Annotated in this window: 14 protein-coding genes and 1 pseudogene; 11 read left to right on the top strand and 4 right to left on the bottom strand. The window is 65.5% G+C overall.

Annotated features, from left to right (window positions below):
* Window positions 1-88: 88 nt before the first annotated feature.
* On the top strand, window positions 89-3,817 hold the full coding sequence (locus IVA96_RS33300) for a tetratricopeptide repeat protein (RefSeq protein WP_247421832.1): 3,729 nt from the start codon (window positions 89-91) through the stop codon (window positions 3,815-3,817).
* 230 nt (window positions 3,818-4,047) lie between these two features.
* Here IVA96_RS33300 and fliP read toward each other — a convergent pair whose 3' ends face one another.
* Together fliP and IVA96_RS33290 are read right to left on the bottom strand one after the other, a co-directional pair.
* Window positions 4,048-4,806 carry a flagellar type III secretion system pore protein FliP gene (gene fliP / locus IVA96_RS33295; protein ID WP_247278061.1) on the bottom strand — a complete coding sequence of 253 codons (759 nt, stop codon included), beginning with the start codon at window positions 4,804-4,806 and terminating at the stop codon, window positions 4,048-4,050.
* The gene (locus IVA96_RS33290) at window positions 4,803-5,762 is read right to left on the bottom strand and encodes a flagellar biosynthetic protein FliO (RefSeq protein WP_247421831.1); all 960 of its coding nucleotides are present in this window, start codon (window positions 5,760-5,762) and stop codon (window positions 4,803-4,805) included. The genes fliP and IVA96_RS33290 overlap by 4 nt, the downstream gene beginning before the upstream one ends.
* Before the next feature lie 352 nt (window positions 5,763-6,114).
* Between IVA96_RS33290 and flgB the strand changes: the two genes are divergently transcribed.
* From flgB to IVA96_RS33240, 10 genes are all read left to right on the top strand, one after another.
* Complete coding sequence (gene flgB / locus IVA96_RS33285) at window positions 6,115-6,519, top strand: flagellar basal body rod protein FlgB (protein WP_247278059.1); 405 nt, start codon at window positions 6,115-6,117, stop codon at window positions 6,517-6,519.
* 36 nt (window positions 6,520-6,555) lie between these two features.
* Window positions 6,556-6,981: a flagellar basal body rod protein FlgC gene (gene flgC, locus IVA96_RS33280; protein ID WP_247421829.1), complete on the top strand. Its 426-nt coding sequence runs from the start codon at window positions 6,556-6,558 to the stop codon at window positions 6,979-6,981.
* A 16-nt stretch (window positions 6,982-6,997) separates the two neighbouring features.
* Entirely contained in the window at window positions 6,998-7,306 is a 309-nt protein-coding gene (fliE, locus tag IVA96_RS33275; protein ID WP_247278057.1) for a flagellar hook-basal body complex protein FliE, read from the top strand.
* Window positions 7,307-7,462: 156 nt separating this feature from the next.
* Window positions 7,463-7,726: a flagellar biosynthesis protein FliQ gene (gene fliQ, locus IVA96_RS33270; RefSeq protein WP_011088555.1), complete on the top strand. Its 264-nt coding sequence runs from the start codon at window positions 7,463-7,465 to the stop codon at window positions 7,724-7,726.
* A gap of 17 nt (window positions 7,727-7,743) precedes the next feature.
* A complete protein-coding gene (gene fliR / locus IVA96_RS33265) occupies window positions 7,744-8,514 on the top strand; it encodes a flagellar biosynthetic protein FliR (protein ID WP_247278056.1) in 771 nt (256 codons plus the stop codon).
* Window positions 8,515-8,527: 13 nt separating this feature from the next.
* Window positions 8,528-9,607 (top strand): flagellar biosynthesis protein FlhB, encoded by a 1,080-nt coding sequence (flhB, locus tag IVA96_RS33260; RefSeq protein ID WP_247421828.1) that lies wholly within the window; start codon window positions 8,528-8,530, stop codon window positions 9,605-9,607.
* 154 nt (window positions 9,608-9,761) lie between these two features.
* Window positions 9,762-12,344, top strand: coding sequence for a PAS domain-containing protein (locus tag IVA96_RS33255; RefSeq protein ID WP_247421827.1), 2,583 nt, complete (start codon window positions 9,762-9,764; stop codon window positions 12,342-12,344).
* A 218-nt stretch (window positions 12,345-12,562) separates the two neighbouring features.
* The gene (locus IVA96_RS33250; RefSeq protein WP_247278053.1) at window positions 12,563-13,552 is read left to right on the top strand and encodes a Tim44 domain-containing protein; all 990 of its coding nucleotides are present in this window, start codon (window positions 12,563-12,565) and stop codon (window positions 13,550-13,552) included.
* Window positions 13,553-13,712: 160 nt separating this feature from the next.
* The gene (locus IVA96_RS33245; protein WP_247421825.1) at window positions 13,713-14,393 is read left to right on the top strand and encodes a lectin; all 681 of its coding nucleotides are present in this window, start codon (window positions 13,713-13,715) and stop codon (window positions 14,391-14,393) included.
* 78 nt (window positions 14,394-14,471) lie between these two features.
* Window positions 14,472-15,179 (top strand): glutathione S-transferase, encoded by a 708-nt coding sequence (locus IVA96_RS33240; RefSeq protein WP_247278051.1) that lies wholly within the window; start codon window positions 14,472-14,474, stop codon window positions 15,177-15,179.
* 25 nt (window positions 15,180-15,204) lie between these two features.
* Here IVA96_RS33240 and IVA96_RS33235 read toward each other — a convergent pair.
* Window positions 15,205-15,878, bottom strand: a pseudogene (locus IVA96_RS33235) (isoprenylcysteine carboxylmethyltransferase family protein).
* Window positions 15,879-15,995: 117 nt separating this feature from the next.
* A complete protein-coding gene (locus tag IVA96_RS33230) occupies window positions 15,996-16,169 on the bottom strand; it encodes a hypothetical protein (RefSeq protein WP_247278050.1) in 174 nt (57 codons plus the stop codon).
* Window positions 16,170-16,535 lie beyond the last annotated feature (366 nt).

Raw genomic sequence — 16,535 nt, 5'->3', positions numbered from 1 at the left:
CAAGTCCTTAATTGGCGAGACCTACAGTCGACGGCACCGGCCGGCGCGATTGCCGGCATGGATTGTCAGACCGGAAGAAATGCCGCTAATGGCGCGAAAGGCTGCCGCTGGATTTGTATCGCGAGCCCGCGCCCTGGCGCTGGGGCTGTCGCGTCATATCCGCAACGCGGTGCTCGCGGCCTGCCTGCTGATCGGTTTCGCTGCGCCTGCCCGGGCGGCCGATCCTGTCAGGGGCGAAGCGAGCTTTTCCGCCGGTGGCGGTTTTGCCCGTCTCGTGATCAAGCTCGGCGAGGACGTTCCCTCCGAGGTGACGACGGCCGGCTCCATTCTCGTGATCCGTTTCGACCGGTCCGTCGACGTTCCCGTCGACCGCGTTCCGGAAGGCGCGCCCGACTACGTCAACTCCGCCCGGCGCGATCCCGATGGCGGCGCCATCCGCCTGTCGCTGGCGCGCCGGGTCACCGTCAACACCATGAATGCCGGCGAGCGCACCTTCATCGACCTGTTGCCGGAGGGTTGGAAGGGGCCGCCGCCGAGCCTGCCGATGGAGGTGGTCAAGGAGCTGGCCGAGCGCGCGCGCGTCGCCGAACGTGCGCTGCGCGCCCAGCGCGCCGCGGCCGAGGCCAAGAAGCGTCCGCAGATCCGCGTCCGCGCCTCGGTGCAGCCGACCTTCGTCCGCTTCGTGTTCGAGATGCCCGACGGCGTCGGCGTGTCCTCCGTGCTCAACGAGCAGAAGCTCACGCTCGCGTTCAACGCCAACCTCAATTTCGATCTGGCGGATGCGGTCGTTGCTGCGCCGCCGAACGTCGCCTCGATCAAGCAGAAGGCCGACATCGACCAGACCAGTGTCGAGATCGCTCTGATCGGCGATTCCGACGTGCACTCGTTCCGCGACGAGAAGAACTATATTGTCGACATCGCCTTCCAGCCGGACAGGGGCAGAGCGGCGGCGACCCCCGAGGCGGCGATCGCGCAGGTCAAGCCCGCATCTCACGGACCTGCGCCTGCGCCTGAAAAGCCGGCGGCCGAGAAGCCGAAGGACGCTCATCGCGACATCGTGCCGCCGACGTCCGAGACGATCGCGCGTGAAGCCAGAATAGAGGCAAAGCCCGACGTCAAGCCCGAGGTGAAGCCGGAAGGGCTCGCCGCGATGCCGACGGTCGAAGCGCCGAAACCGGTGCCCGCGACTGAGGCTGCGCACGCTCCGGCAGCGCCCATGGAAGCCTCGAAGCCGGCGCCGCACGTTGCCGAAGCCGCCCCTGCCGAAGCACCGAAAGAGGTTGTAAAGGAAGCTGCGAAAGAGCCGGCCAAGGAATCCGTCAAGGAAGCTCCGAAAGCTGCTCCTGCGCAGGGGCCGGCGGCTGTGCAGCCCGGTATTGCCGGCGTCGATGTGCGCCGTGACAGCGACGGCCTGCGCGTCACGTTCCCGCTTCAGGTCGCAACGCCTGCGGCGGCGTTCCGCCGCGGCGATACGGTCTGGCTGGTGTTCGATACACTGAGGCCGATCGATGTCGAGGCGATCCGCAGCAAGGGCGGGGCGATGATTGGCGAGGTCGGTTGCGTGCCGCTCGACAAGGGGCAGGCGGTTCACATCCGCCTCACCCGTCCGCTGGTCTACTCGCTGACGAGCGAGGAGGTCGGCAAGGAGACCAACTGGCTATTGACGCTCGCCGACAAGATCCAGGCGACGCCGCTGCCGCTGATGATGTCGCGCAACATCACCGATCCTGCGCTCGCCAACATCGCGATCCCCTTCGCCAATCCAGGCCTGCTGCACAAGCTCACCGACCCTGATGCCGGCGATACGCTCTATGTCGTCACGGCGCAGCGGCCGGTGCGTGGTTTCATCAAGCGGCAGGACCTGGTCGATCTCTCGCTGCTGGAATCGGCGCACGGCATCGCGATCCGGCCGAACTCCGACGAGGTCGGGGTCGAGGTCGGCGCCGACAAGGTCATTCTCGGCAAGAAGGGCGGGCTGACGCTGTCGCCGGTGGACATCTCGGCCGAGCGCGCCCCGACCGCGGTGCGCCCGATCTTCAGTCCTGAAGGCTGGCGCAAGGGGCAGTCGGAGAATTTCTGGACGCGCCAGAGCGAGCTGACGACGGCGATCTCGGCCGTCGAGCCCGCGCTGCGGTCGCTGCCGCGGCTCGACCTCGCGCAGTTCTACATGTCGCGGGCCATGTATCACGAGGCCAAGGCCGTGACGGACCTGATGCTGAGCGATCCCCTCAACAAGGAGGAGAGCGGCGCGCTGATCATGCATGCGATCGCGAACATCCTGATCGGCCGGCCGGCGCAGGGCCTGAAGGACCTCGCCAGTCCCGTGATCGGCAACAGCCATGATTCCCAGCTCTGGAAGGCGCTCGCCTATGCGCGCCAGGGCAAATGGGCGGACGCGCGCGAGAAATTCAAGAACGTCGAGTTCGCCATCGCCTCGCTGCCGCTCGACATCCAGCGCATCGTGACGATGGACGCGATGCGCGCCGCGCTCGAGGTGAAGGACTATGCCGGCGCCTCCAAGCGCCGCAGCGAGCTCGAGGTGGTCGGCGTCTCGCCCGAAGCTGCGCCCGGCTTCGCCGTGCTGCGGGGCCGGCTCGCCGAGGCACTCGGCCACGACAAGGATGCGCTCGACGACTACAAATACGCGGTCGCCTCGAGCGACCGACCGGCAGCGGCCGAGGCCAAGCAGCTCGAGGTCGCGCTGCGCCAGAAGCGTGACGAGATCGGCAAGGAAGAAGCGCTGCGCGAGCTCGAGACGCTATCGATGACCTGGCGCGGCGATGCGATCGAGGTCAAGACGCTGCAGATGCTGTCGCAGCTCTATGCCGAGAACGGGCGCTACCGGGACGCGCTCACGGCGGCGCGCACCGCGACGAAGCTCCAGCCGAACGCGGAAGCCTCGCGCCAGGCGCAGGATCTCGCCTCCGACCTGTTCACGCAGATCTTCTTAGGACCAAAGGGCGACGATCTGCCGCCGGTCGAGGCGCTCGGGATGTTCTACGAGTTCCGCGAGCTCACACCGATCGGCCGCCGCGGCGACGAGCTGATCCGCCGTCTCGCCGATCGTCTCGCCTCAGTCGATCTGCTCGACCAGGCCGCCGAGCTTCTGCAATACCAGGTCGATCACCGCCTCGAAGGCGCCGCCCGCGCCCAGGTCGCCGCGCGCCTTGCCATGATCTATCTCGCCAACCGCAAGCCCGACATGGCGATCACCGCGCTGCGCGCGAGCCGCATCAGCGATCTCGCCGGCGAGCTCAGGCAGCAGCGCCTCCTCCTGGAGGGGCGGGCGCAGAGCGACGTCGGCCGTCACGATCTGGCGCTCGATATCGTCTCCAACGTCTCCGGGCGCGAAGTGCTGCGCCTGCGCTCCGATATCTTCTGGGCCGCGCGGCGCTGGCGCGAATCCGCCGAGCAGATCGAGCTCTATTACGGCGAGCGCTTCCGTGACTTCAAGCCGCTCAATGCGGTCGAGAAGAGCGACATCATCCGTGCCGCAGTCGGCTACGCGCTCGCCGACGATTCGATCGGCCTGTCGCGCTTCCGCGAGAAATACGCCCCGCTGATGAGCGAGAGCGCCGACCGTCTCGCCTTCGACATCGCCAGCAAGCCCGCCGCGGCCTCGAGCGCCGAATTCGCCGAGATCGCCAAGCTTGCCGCCAGCGTCGATACGCTCGACGGCTTCCTACGGGAGATGAAGCAGCGCTTCCCTGACGCCACCGCCCGCGCACCTAGCGCGCCGCAGGCCAAGGACGAGACGGACCACACCGGCTCGCTGCCCACGATCCCGGTCGTGCGGCAGATCAAGATGACGCGGTAGGGGACTGATGCCGCGCGAAGCGCGGCCTGTGAGAGCGCCGCATTCTCCGTCATTGCGAGCCACGGGCCCGCGCGAAGCGCGGTCCGATGACAGGCTCAGCGAAGCAATCCAGAGTCTTTTCGCAGCGGCAGTCTGGATTGCTTCGTCGCAAGGGCTCCTCGCAATGACGGGGAGAGGCCAGCGCTGGAGTGGAGAGGATCCGTCGCGCGAAGCTGCCGCCGAACGCCCCATCACCCCCCGTAGCTCTGCACCAGGCTTCCCGCCACCAGCGACCAGCCGTCGACCAGCACGAAGAAGATCAGCTTGAACGGCAGCGAGATCGTTGCTGGTGGCAGCATCATCATGCCCATCGACATCAGCACTGAGGCAACGACGAGGTCGATGATCAGGAAGGGTAGAAACAACAGGAAGCCGATCTCGAAGGCGCGCTTCAGCTCGGAGATCATGAAGGCGGGGACCAGGATGCGCAGTGCGAGATCGTCAGGCGTGGCCGGCAGTGCCTCGCCGGAGAGATCCAGGAATAGCTTGAGGTCCTTCTCGCGCACGTTCTTCTGCATGAAGCCGCGCAAGGGCACCGAGGCGCGCTGGAGTGCGTCCTCGACGCCGATCTGGTTGGCGACGAGCGGGCGGATGCCCTCGTCGTAGGATTTCTGCAGGACCGGTCCCATCACGAAGAAGGTGAGGAACATCGCCAGCGCAATGATCACCGAGTTCGGCGGGGCGGTCGCCGTGCCCATAGCCGTGCGCAGCAGCGACAGCACGACCACGATGCGCGTGAACGACGTCATCATGATCAGGATCGACGGCGCGATCGACAGCACCGTGAGCAGGGCGATGAGCTGGATCGCCCGCTCGGTGACGCCGCCGCCACCCGGACCTCCGCCGAGATTGATGCTGATGTCCTGCGCATGCGAAAGGCTCGCGAGCGAGGCCGCGCCGATTAGGACAGAAAGAAAAAGAACTCTACGCGGGAGGGCCGGCAACCTCACGAAGACGGCTTCGGACGGCCGAGCAGGGACGCCATCTCGTCTTCCAGATTTTCAAAGCTGGTCTTTTCCGTGGCCGGCTTTGCGGGCGGGGCCGGTGGCGCCGGCGGATCGCTCCGTGCCGCGCGTGGGGGAGCGGCCGGCGGTTCCGGCGCAACCGGAGGCGCGACCGTCTCGCCGGCCGGGCGCCGCAGCGCAGCTTCGAGCCGCTGGGCCATTTCGGCGAGATTCTGCTCGGCGCTCGTGGCGGCCGGGGCAGGGGCCGGCGGAGCCGCCTGTGGAATCGGTGGAGGCGGCGGCGGCGCCGCACGCTCGGCGCGCACCGGCGGCACCTTCCCCGGGTCGTTGTGGCGCGGCGGACGCGGCATCAACGGCGGCTCGCTGCGGGCGATGCGCGGCGGCAGCGGCTCGGGCCGTGGTTCGCGCTCGGGCCGTGGCGCGATCGGCTCGGGCGGGAAGCCGGCCAGGGGATCGCCGCGGCGCTCGGCCGGCGCGGGAGCGGGCCGGCGCACCTCGTCGGCGAAGGACGGGCGCGCGGGCCGTGGCGGCGGCTCGGGCATTTGCGGCTCGGGGTGATCGAGCAGTTCGGGTCGCGGCGCTTCGTCGGCCCAGGCGCCGGAATCGGGCATGGGGGCGAGGCGCGGCGGTTCGGCAGCGCTGGAGCGCTGCGGAAACTGGTCGCGGCCGGACCCGGCGCGAACGATATTGGGCTCGACAACGATGTCCGTCGGGCCGCCGATCATCAGGAGATGCTCGACATTGTCGCGCCGGACCAGCACCAGGCGCCGCCGGCCGTCGACGGCGGCGGCATCGATCACGGCGAGTCGGGGCATCCTGCCGCGCTGGGTGTTGGCGCCCAGCCGGCTGCTGGCGAATCGGCGAACCAGCCATGCAGCGACGCCGATCAACGCCAGAACGACGATGAACGCGACGATGAAGGTGATAGGGCTGCCTTGCATACTTGTCCCCGACAAATGGCGCTTTTCTCGTGCCCGTGGTCAGACGCGCCAACCACCGGCATACGATGCCCCAAACTGCGATCTCTTAACGTTCCACGGCAAGTTTTGCCGTCCCCAACTCTTAATAACCCATGAATCGCTCGATCCAAAACGACTTCTTGGCCCGTGTACGCGCCGCCAAATGGTTGGGTTAATGCCACTTTTGGAAAGGTCGAATCGGAACTGCCCGCCTGTCGTGTCCATCGGGGAACCGGTGCCTGTGATGTCTTTAACCAGCTGTTAACCATACAGGCGGCAAATTCTGCCTAGCTTCGGATCTCAAGGTCCGCAAGGGGTGGAAGGAGCCGCAACGATGTCCATTAACGACCTCCCGGTGCTGTCGGCGCTTCGGACCAAGATGCAGTGGCACCAGGAGCGCCAGCGCGTCCTGTCCGAGAACGTCTCCAACTCCGATACCCCCAAATTCCGGCCCCGCGACTTGGTCGAGCCTAAGCTCGACAGGACCGGCGCCGTCACAGGCTCGATGGGGCCGCTGGCCCTTGCCCGCACCAGCGCCTCTCACATGACGCCGCTAGGGGCGGCCTCCGCATTCGACCAGAACAAGAATGCGGGTTTTGAGACCCGCCCTGCCGGCAACGCCGTCAATCTCGAAGAGGAGATGATGAAGGCCGCCAGCAACCAGATGGACTACGCGGCGGCGACCTCGCTCTATTCCAAGAGCCTGCGTCTGCTCAAGACCGCGATCGGCAAGGGCTAGAGCATGATCCCGGAACGGAAGAGCTAGAGACGCATCATGGCCAATGACAGCAGCGACTTTGCCCGCTCGATGGCGATCGCGACCTCCGGCCTCCGGGCGCAGGCCGGCCGCATGCGGGTGATCTCGGAGAACATCGCGAACGCGGATTCGACCTCGCAGACCGCTGGCGGCGAGCCCTACCGGCGCAAGGTGCCGACCTTTTCGTCCGCGCTCGACCGCACGCTCGACGCGCAGGTTGTCACGCTCGGCAGGATCAAGCCGGACCAGTCCAACTTCCGCGTCAAATACGAGCCGAATAATCCGGCCGCCGATGCGAGCGGTAATGTCAAATATCCCAACGTGAACTCGGTGGTCGAGATGACGGACATACGTGACGCGCAGCGGTCCTACGAGGCCAATCTCAATATCATCAGTGCGACGCGCCGGATGATCCAGCGCACGCTCGACATCCTCAAGAGCTGAACAGGACATCTGAGCCATGGCATCACCGACAATCGCCGCCAATGCTTACGCCAATCTCGCCCGCGTGCTGGAAAACAGCGGTGCCGGCAAGGGCAGCGAGCCCACCGGACAATCCTTCGCTTCACTGCTGAAAGACGCGGTCGGCAGCGTCATGGAGTCCGGCCGCAAGTCCGACGCGCAGACGGTGGCGATGGCCGCCGGCAAAGCCAACGTGATGGACGTGGTGACGGCGGTTGCCGACACCGACGTCGCGGTGTCCACGCTGGTTTCAGTCCGCGATCGCGTGATCGCGGCCTATGAGGACATCATGAAGATGCCGATCTGATTTCGGCCTCCGTCGTCATTGCGAGCGCAGCGAAGCAATCCAGAATCTTTCCGCAGACGGCAGTCTGGATTGCTTCGCTACGCTCGCAATGACGGGGAGAGAACATTCCCTCCCGTCAGAATGATGAGGATGAGACTTGAACAAAGGAACTGTGTCATGACCGGACCCGAAACCCTCGACGTCGCGCGCGATGCGATCTGGACCATCGTGATCGTGTCGTCGCCGCTGATGGTGGTCGGCCTCGTGGTCGGCGTCATCGTGTCGCTGTTCCAGGCGCTGACGCAGATCCAGGAGCAGACGCTGATCTACGTGCCGAAGATCCTGGCCATCTTCGCCACGATGCTATTGGCGCTACCGTTCATGGCCGACTCGCTCCATGCCCACATGCTGCGGATCTCGTCGCGAATCATCGGCGGCTGAGGCACAATGCGTCGGTCATGCGCATCGACATCTCGCTGCTGCCGGCGCTTGCCGCTTCCTTCATGCTCGCCTTCGCCCGGGTCGGTGCGATGGTGATGCTGCTGCCCGGCCTGGGCGAGACCAACATTCCGACGCGGATCAAGCTGTCGATCGCGCTGCTGCTCACGCTGATCATCCTGCCGCTGCATCGCAATGCCTATCAAGTCGACATGGGCTCGCTCGCGCCGCTCCTGGTCCTCATGCTGCATGAGATCGCGATCGGCATCGTGCTGGGTGCGACCGCCCGTGTGACGCTCTCGGCCCTGCAAGTCGCCGGCTCCGTGATCGCGCAGCAGATGGGACTCGGCTTCGTCACCTCGGTCGATCCGACGCAGGGACAGCAGGGCGTGCTGGTCGGCAATTTCCTGACCATGCTGGGCGTGACATTGTTGTTTGCCACCGATAGCCATCATCTGGTGATCGCGGCGCTGAACGACAGCTACACGATCTTCGCACCGGGCGAGACCGTCTCGAGCGGCGATGTCGCCTCGCTGGCAACGCGGGCCTTCGCCGCCGCCTTTCGCCTCGGCTTGCAGCTCTCCGGACCGTTTCTGGTGTTCGGCCTCGTCTTCAACATCGGGCTCGGGGTGCTGGCGCGGCTGATGCCGCAGATGCAGGTCTATTTCGTCGGCGTGCCACTGTCGATCTTCGCGGGCTTTCTGGTGCTCGCCGTGGTGCTCACGGCGATGATGGGTACGTATCTGGATTACTTCATCGGTGTCATGCACCAGATGATGCCGCTCAAATGATAGGGATCGATCGATGGCGGAGGACAACGATCCGGAGAGTCAAACAGAAGACCCGACGCAAAAGCGCCTCGACGATGCACTCGAACGTGGCGACGTCGCCAAGAGCCAGGAGATCAACACCTGGTTCATGATGGCGGGCGGCACGCTCGTGGTCTCGACCTTCTCGGCCTCGGTCGGCAGCGGGCTATTGACGCCGATGCGCAACCTGCTCGCCAATTCCTGGATGATCAAGACCGACGGCAGGGCTCTGCTCGCGCTGATGCAGCAGATCGAGTTCGCCGTGCTCGCCGCGATCGGCGTGCCCCTCTTGATGCTGGTGCTGGCGGCGATTGCCGGCAACATGCTCCAGCATCGCCTGGTGTGGTCCGCCGAATCGCTGAAACCCAAATTCAGCAAAATCTCGCCCGGTGCCGGCTTCAAGCGCATCTTCGGCAAGCAGGCGGCGGCGAACTTCCTGAAAGGTCTCGGCAAGCTGATCGGGCTCGGCGTCGTCATGGCCATGATCCTGTGGCCGGAGCGGCACCGCATGGAAGCGATGGTCAAGCTCGATCCGGCTGCCATGCTCGGAGCCACCATCAGCATGACCATCCATCTGCTCGGGGCAGTGGTGGCGGCGCTCGCGATCGTCGCCATCGCCGACTATTTCTTCCAGTACCGAAGCTGGTTCCAGCGGCAGAAGATGTCGCTCCAGGAGATCAAAGAAGAGTACAAGCAGTCCGAAGGCGACCCGCACATCAAGGGCAAGATCCGGCAACTGCGGCAGCAGCGCGCCAAGAAGCGCATGATGGCGGCGGTTCCCAAGGCCTCCGTGATCATCACCAACCCGACCCACTATTCGGTGGCGCTGTCCTACGAGCGCGGCATGTCGGCGCCGGTCTGCGTCGCCAAGGGCGTCGACAACCTCGCCTTCAAGATCCGGGAAATCGCGCGCGAGCACGACATTCCGATTGTCGAGAACGTGCCGCTCGCCCGCGCGCTCTACGCCACCGTCGACATCGATGAGGAAATCCCGACCGAGCACTACCATGCGGTCGCCGAAGTCATCGGCTACGTCATGCGGCTGAAGCGCGGATTCAGCGCCGGGCGGGGATAAAATGCCCGGAAAGTACCGGAAATGGCCGTAATCTGGGAATCAGCGTACCTTTCGCCCCTGCTGCCCTTGCGCCTTCGGGTCCGATTCAGGCAGGGAGGACCCTGCGCGCCCCGTAGCGCGTTGATTCTCTGCCGACAGGCTACGCCAGCGTGAAATGACTGCTGAGACCGACCACGACCTGTCACGCGAGCCCGTTGCGGCGCATGAGCCGTCGCCGCGCTCGGGCAGCATCGCGCTCGTGCTGCTGGTGGCCGCCGGGCTCGTCGCGGTCGCCGTCGGGCTGATGACGCTTGGGCGCGCGCAGGCGCAGCCATATATTCTCGGCATCCTCGCCGTGCTGGCGATGGTCGGCCTGTTCAACCTGTTCGCTTTCGCCGCCGGCATCATCCGCTTCGCCGACCGCAATCTCTACGATCCCATCATCGGCCGCATCTCCGATCACGCGTTCGACGGGCTCGCGGTCACCGATGCGCGCGGCCATGTGGTCTATTCCAACGCGGCCTATCTGACGTTGACCGGCGCCACCGGTCCACAGGACGTGCGTCCGGTCGAGCGCGTCTTTATCGGCAACCCCGACGTCTCCGAAGCCGTGTTCCGCCTGCTCAAAGCCGCCCGCGAAGGCAAACGGCAGCAGGAGGAGGTGCGCATCTCCGGTCATGACGGCAACCAGGGCCGCTGGCTGCGCATGCGGGTGCGCCCGCTCGGCACCGGCAAGCGCGAGGCGAAATATGCGGTGTGGTCGATCGCCGACATCACCCGCGATCGGGAGCGCCAGGAGGACGTGTTCCAGGAGCTCCAGCACGCGATCGAATATCTCGATCACGCGCCGTGCGGCTTCTTCTCGGTCAATCCGGCCGGCGAGCTCGCTTATGTCAACGCGACGCTGGCGAACTGGCTCGACTACGACCTCGCCGAGATCGGCTCGGGCGGATTGAAGCTTACCGACATCGTCTCCGGCGACGGCGCCTCGCTGCTGACCTCGATCGTGGCGGTACCTGGCGAGGTGAAGACCGAGGTCTTCGATATCGACCTGCGCATGCGCACGGGCAAGACCATGCCGGTGCGGCTCTATCACAAGCTTGCCTTCGGCGCCGACGGCGCGCCGGGGCCGTCGCGCACGCTCGTGATCAGCCGTGCCCGCGACGAGCGCAGCGATCCCGACCGCGCCGCCGAAGTGCGCTTCATGCGCTTCTTCGACCACACGCCGATGGCAATCGCGACCGTCGACCGCGCCGGCAACGTCGTGCGCTCCAACGCCCGCTACGCCAAGCTTGGGCAAGCCTTGGGGCTCGACAGCGCCTCTAAGTCGATCTTCCGCGCGGTCAGTTCGCGCGACCGGCACCTTTTGATCGCGGCCATCAACCAGGCCGCCGAAGGCCAGGCCGACGTCGCGCCGGTCGAAGTGGCGCTGGAAGGGACCAAGGAGCGCTCGGGCCAGTTCTTCGTCACGCCGGTCGATTCGGCCGAGAATGACGCGGAAGCCGCGATCGTGCACATGCTCGAGACCACCGAGCGGCGCGCGCTGGAGAACCAGATCAACCAGTCGCAGAAGATGGAGACCGTCGGCCAGCTCGCCGGCGGCATCGCCCACGACTTCAACAACGTGCTCTCCGCCATCATGATGGCGAACGATTTCCTGCTGAACGCGCACAAACCGACCGACCCGTCGTTCCAGGACATCATGCAGATCAAGCAGAACGCGACGCGCGCCGCCACCCTGGTGCGGCAGCTGCTGGCGTTCTCGCGTCGGCAGACTTTGCGGCCGCAGGTGCTCGATCTCGGCGATGCTTTGAGCGATCTTACCATGCTGCTGCGCCGGCTGATCGGCGAGAAGGTCAAGCTCGATCTCGTCCACGGCCGCGACCTCTGGCCGGTCAAGGTCGACGTCTCTCAGTTCGAGCAGGTGATCGTCAACCTCGCGGTGAACGCGCGCGATGCCATGCCTGATGGTGGCAAGCTGATCATCCGCACCGCCAACGTCACCAGCGACGATGCCGGCAAGCTCGCCTACAAGGGCATGCCGGCCGCGGACTATGTCCGGATCGAGGTCGCCGACACCGGCACCGGCATCCCCGCCGACATCCGCGACAAGATTTTCGAGCCGTTCTTCTCCACGAAAGAGGTGGGCAAGGGCACCGGCCTCGGGCTTTCCACCGTTTACGGCATCGTCAAGCAGACCGGCGGTTTTATCTACGTCGATTCCGAACCGGGGCAGGGCACCTCGTTCCATATCTTCCTGCCGCGCCATCATGCGGAGCCGGAGCTACAGGTCGAGCAGCCCGCTGCCGTGGTCAGCGCGAGCCATGGCGCCGCGAAGGACGCCGCACCGGCGGCGGAGGCCAAGCCGCGCACCGATCTCACTGGCCAGGGCACCATCCTTCTCGTCGAAGACGAAGAGGGCCTGCGCGCCCTCAATGCACGCGGCCTGCGCTCGCGCGGCTACACGGTGGTCGAGGCCGAGAACGGCGTCGAGGCCATGGAGGTGCTGGAGGAGCAGAGCGGCGCGATCGATCTCGTCGTCTCCGACGTGGTGATGCCGGAGATGGACGGCCCGACGCTGCTGACGGCGATGCGGCAGAAGAACCCGGATATCAAGTTCATCTTCGTCTCCGGCTACGCCGAGGATGCGTTCGAGAAGAGCCTCCCCGAAGGCCAGCAGTTCGACTTCCTGCCAAAACCGTTCACGCTCAGCCAGCTCGTGGCGGCGGTGAAGGAGACGATGACGAAGGCGGGATGAGGCGCGTCCTCTCCAGTTATTCCGCAATGACGAGGGGAGAAAGCGGAAATCGCATTGCAAACCCGCCGGTATCCAGCGACCCCCGTTCCCCCGTTTACTCGGCCAAACCTCGCCAAATATGGGCTTTTGCCACATCCCCGCGACTGAGGGCCGCAGCCACAGGTTCCGAAACCCGCTTCACTTTTCGGGAAGTCTGCCCATCTTAAGCGCACGTCCCCATGCCGGGGATTTGGGAAACGCACATGACTTTCTCGCAACGCTCCCGCAGTGTCTTCAAGGCGATTGCCGTCGTGCTGGCGCTTGCGCTGCCGACCGCGCTGGCGATCTCGTCTGCCGACGCCCGCGCTGGCGGCGGCTTCTCCTCGGGTTCGCGCGGCTCGCGGACCTATTCGGCGCCGCCATCGACCACGACCGCGCCGGGCTCGACCTCGCAGTTCAACCGCACCTACACCCAGCCGGGCGCAGGCATGAATTCGGCCGCGACCTCGCCGGCGCGCGGCGGCCTGTTCGGTCGCGGCGGCGGCTTCCTGGGCGGCCTTGCGGCCGGCTTCCTCGGCGCAGGCCTGCTCGGCATGCTGTTCGGCGGCGGTCTGTTCGGCGGCCTCGGCGGCCTGTCCTCGATCCTCGGCCTGATCATCCAGATCGCGCTGGTGGTACTCGTGGTACGGCTGGCGATGTCCTGGTGGCAGCGCCGTCACTCGCCGCAGGCGGCCTATGCCAATGCTGATGCGGGCGCAGGTCCCGGACCGCAGCCGAACTATCGCAGCGGTCTCGGTGGCTTGGGCTTCGGCGCCAACAACGCGCCGCTCGAGATCAAGCCGGACGACTATGAAGCGTTCGAGCGCCTGCTCGGCGAGGTCCAGGCCGCCTGGTCGAACGAGGACGTCGCCAAGCTGCACACGCTCGCGACGCCGGAGATGGTCTCGTACTTCGAGCAGGACCTCGCCCAGAACCGCGCGCGCAACGTCGTCAACAAGGTGACCAACGTCAAGCTGTTGCAGGGCGACCTCGCGGAAGCCTGGCGCGAAGGCGAGACGGACTACGCCACGGTGGCGCTGCGCTTCGCGCTCACCGACAAGACGGTCGACCGCAACACCGGCGCAGTCGTTGCCGGCAGCGAGCAGCCGGGCGAGGCGACCGAGATCTGGACGTTCGCCCGCCGGCCGGGCACCGGCTGGGAATTGTCGGCGATCCAGCAGACCAACTGATCGCTCGTGACATGAGAAACCAAGGCGTCGTGCTCCGGCACGGCGCCTTTTCTTATGCGCGTCTCTTCTTTGGGGCGCCTCGCATCGCCGCATCGGAATAAGCACGCGTGCGTCGGGTTGAAATCAGGCGGCCAAACGACAACCACAACAGGAGGACACCATGATCCGCACCGCGAAATCCTCGACGATTTCAGGCCTCGCACTCGTATTGGCCTTGCTTGCGGCCCCATCGGCGCTGGCGCAATCGGCCGACATGACGTTTTTCGTGACCTCAAGCGGCCTCGGCAAGGGCGCCGATCTCGGCGGCCTCGAGGGAGCCGACGCGCACTGCCAGAAGCTCGCTCAGGCCGCCGGCGCAGGCAACAAAACCTGGCGCGCCTATCTCTCGACCCAGGCCGCCGACGGCAAGCCGGCAATCAACGCCCGAGACCGCATCGGCAAGGGACCGTGGCAGAACGCCAAGGGCGCGGTGATTGCCAAGGACGTTGCCGATCTGCACAGCCCGGCCAACAACCTCACCAAGCAGACCGCGCTCAGCGAGAAGGGCGAGGGGATCAATGGTGTTGGCGACCAGCCAAACCGGCATGACGTCCTCACGGGATCGCAACCAGACGGCACCGCGTTTGGCGGTCCGGACGATCGCACCTGCAAGAACTGGACATCGAGCACACAAGGCGCCGCGATGGTTGGCCATCTCGATCGACGGGGCTTGCGCGACGATGAGCCCTCGAAATCGTGGAACAGCTCTCACCCGTCCCGCGGCCCCGACGGCGGCTGCTCGCAGGCCGATCTGAAGAGCACCGGCGGCGACGGCCTGTTCTATTGTTTTGCGGCGAATTGAGGCGCGGAACTCCTTCTCACGTCATGGCGTTCGTGGTTGCGTACTGCACTTGCCGCAACGCAATCACGGACGGTCTCCATGAAATACGAGCTCTATTACTGGCCCGAGATCCAGGGCCGCGGTGAATATGTGCGGCTGGCGCTGGAGGAGGCGGGCGCCGCTTATATCGACGTCGCACGCGGGCCGGGCGGAACGGCTGCGATGATGAAGATAATGAATGCGCGTGAAGGCACGCCGCCCTTTGCCCCGCCGTTCCTGAAAGCGGGCAAGCTCGTCATCGGCCAGACCGCCAACATCCTGCTCTATCTCGGTGCCCGCCATGGCCTTGCGCCGAAGACCGAAGGCGGCAGGCTCTGGGTGCACCAGCTCCAGCTCACCGTCACCGACCTCGTCGTCGAGATCCACGACACCCATCATCCGCTCGGACCCTCGCTCTATTACGAGGACCAGAAGCCAGCGGCGAAGAAGCGCACCGCCGATTTCTGGAGCGAGCGCGTGCCGAAATATCTCGGCTATTTCGAGCAGCTTCTCACCGAGAGTGGCGGCACCTATGTCACCGGCCGCCGACTGACCTATGTCGATCTCTCGCTGTTCCAGATCGTCGCGGGGCTCCGCTATGCCTTCCCCAGGCGCATGAAGGCGTTCGAGACGGATATTCCGACCCTGGTCGGCCTGCACGACCGCATCGCTGCGCGGCCGAACATCAAGGCCTATCTCGAAAGCGACCGCCGCATTCCCTTCAACGAGCAGGGCATCTTCCGCCGCTATCGCGAGCTGGATAATTAGCCGGTCGGACGGCAGTGGATTGCCCTCACCAGAGGCCCGGCACGAGGCGATAGCGCACCCGCGCCGCATAGTCCGCATAGCCCGGCAGGCCCTCGCGCAAGGTGCGCTCCTCGATCCCGATGCGGACCGCAAACAGAGCGGCGAAAAGCGGCAGCATCGCAAGTCCCCACCACGACCCCAGCAGCAGCGGCACGCCGGTGAAGAACAGGATCATGCCGCTGTACATGGGATGGCGGACATGGGCGTAGGGGCCGGTCGAGATCACCCGCTGGGCGCGCTCGGCCTGGAGCTTCACCACGGGGGCGGCAAACGAGTTCTCGCGGAAGACCCACATTGTGAACAGCGTCGAAGCCAGGAACAACACGAGGCCGAGGATCTGGAACGCAACCGGCATCTCGGAGGATTGAATGCGTCGGTCGAAACCTATCAGCGCCAGCCAGGCGAACATCGTGATGACGAAGACAGTCACGAAGATCTTGTCGCGGCGGGCTGATCCCGTTGTAGAACCGGCCGCAGACGTTCGGCGAGCAGCGCCGGATCGATCCGGTAGAGCCACCAGCCGCAGAGCGGACCGAGCAGGGCAGAGGTGGCGAGGAGCACCCAGGCCGAAGGCCAGTGCCACGTTCCGGCGGAGGCGAACAACAGCGCGCCCATGCCGACGACGAAGATCGTGTTCTGCAACAGGAAGCGTGCGATCATGCGCAGGATCCCGGGATGACCGCGCCCGATCATGGTCCCGCTATCCGGCAAAGATGCGGCCGGATGCACCAAAGGCTCGATCGACCGGATCGGGCGCTTCTGCCTTGGCAAGCCTGATCAGGCGAGCTGATCGATCCGCGTGCCCTGACCGGGCGGCAACGGCGCGGGCGGCTGCGGCTTATAGGTCGGATCCTCGTCCTTGACCTTGGCCTGATCGTCCTGCTGCTTGGTCGTGTCGTAGTTCGGAACCACGATCGCGATCGGCGGCGGCGCAACGGTAGAAACCTTCATCCGCAATCCTCACACATGGAAGCAATCGAGCCTGCCCTGTGAGGAGCGAAATTTCCTTCAAGGCAATTGCTAAAATGCGAGGGAATTGGCGCGGTGGGATGCGCTCTCTTTGCTTCCGCGAGTGCAAGATTTGAAAGGGGCGCGGCTCTCTCCACCGTCATTGCGAGCGTAGCGAAGCAATCCAGTCTATCACCGCGGAGGGACTCTGGATTGCTTGGCTGAGCCTGCCATCGGGCCGCGCTTGGCGCGGGCCCGTTGGCTCGCAATTGTCGATGTTCAATAATTCGCTGATTGGATCGCGGTGGTCTTGGTAGCGGCGAAGGCCTTGGGAGTTTGTCCTGCCAAGGCCTGATGGGGTCTGTGGTT

The sequence above is a fragment of the Bradyrhizobium sp. 159 genome, from assembly GCF_023073795.1.
Classification (GTDB): Bacteria; Pseudomonadota; Alphaproteobacteria; order Rhizobiales; family Xanthobacteraceae; genus Bradyrhizobium.
This window is presented reverse-complemented; position numbering and strand designations above follow the sequence as displayed.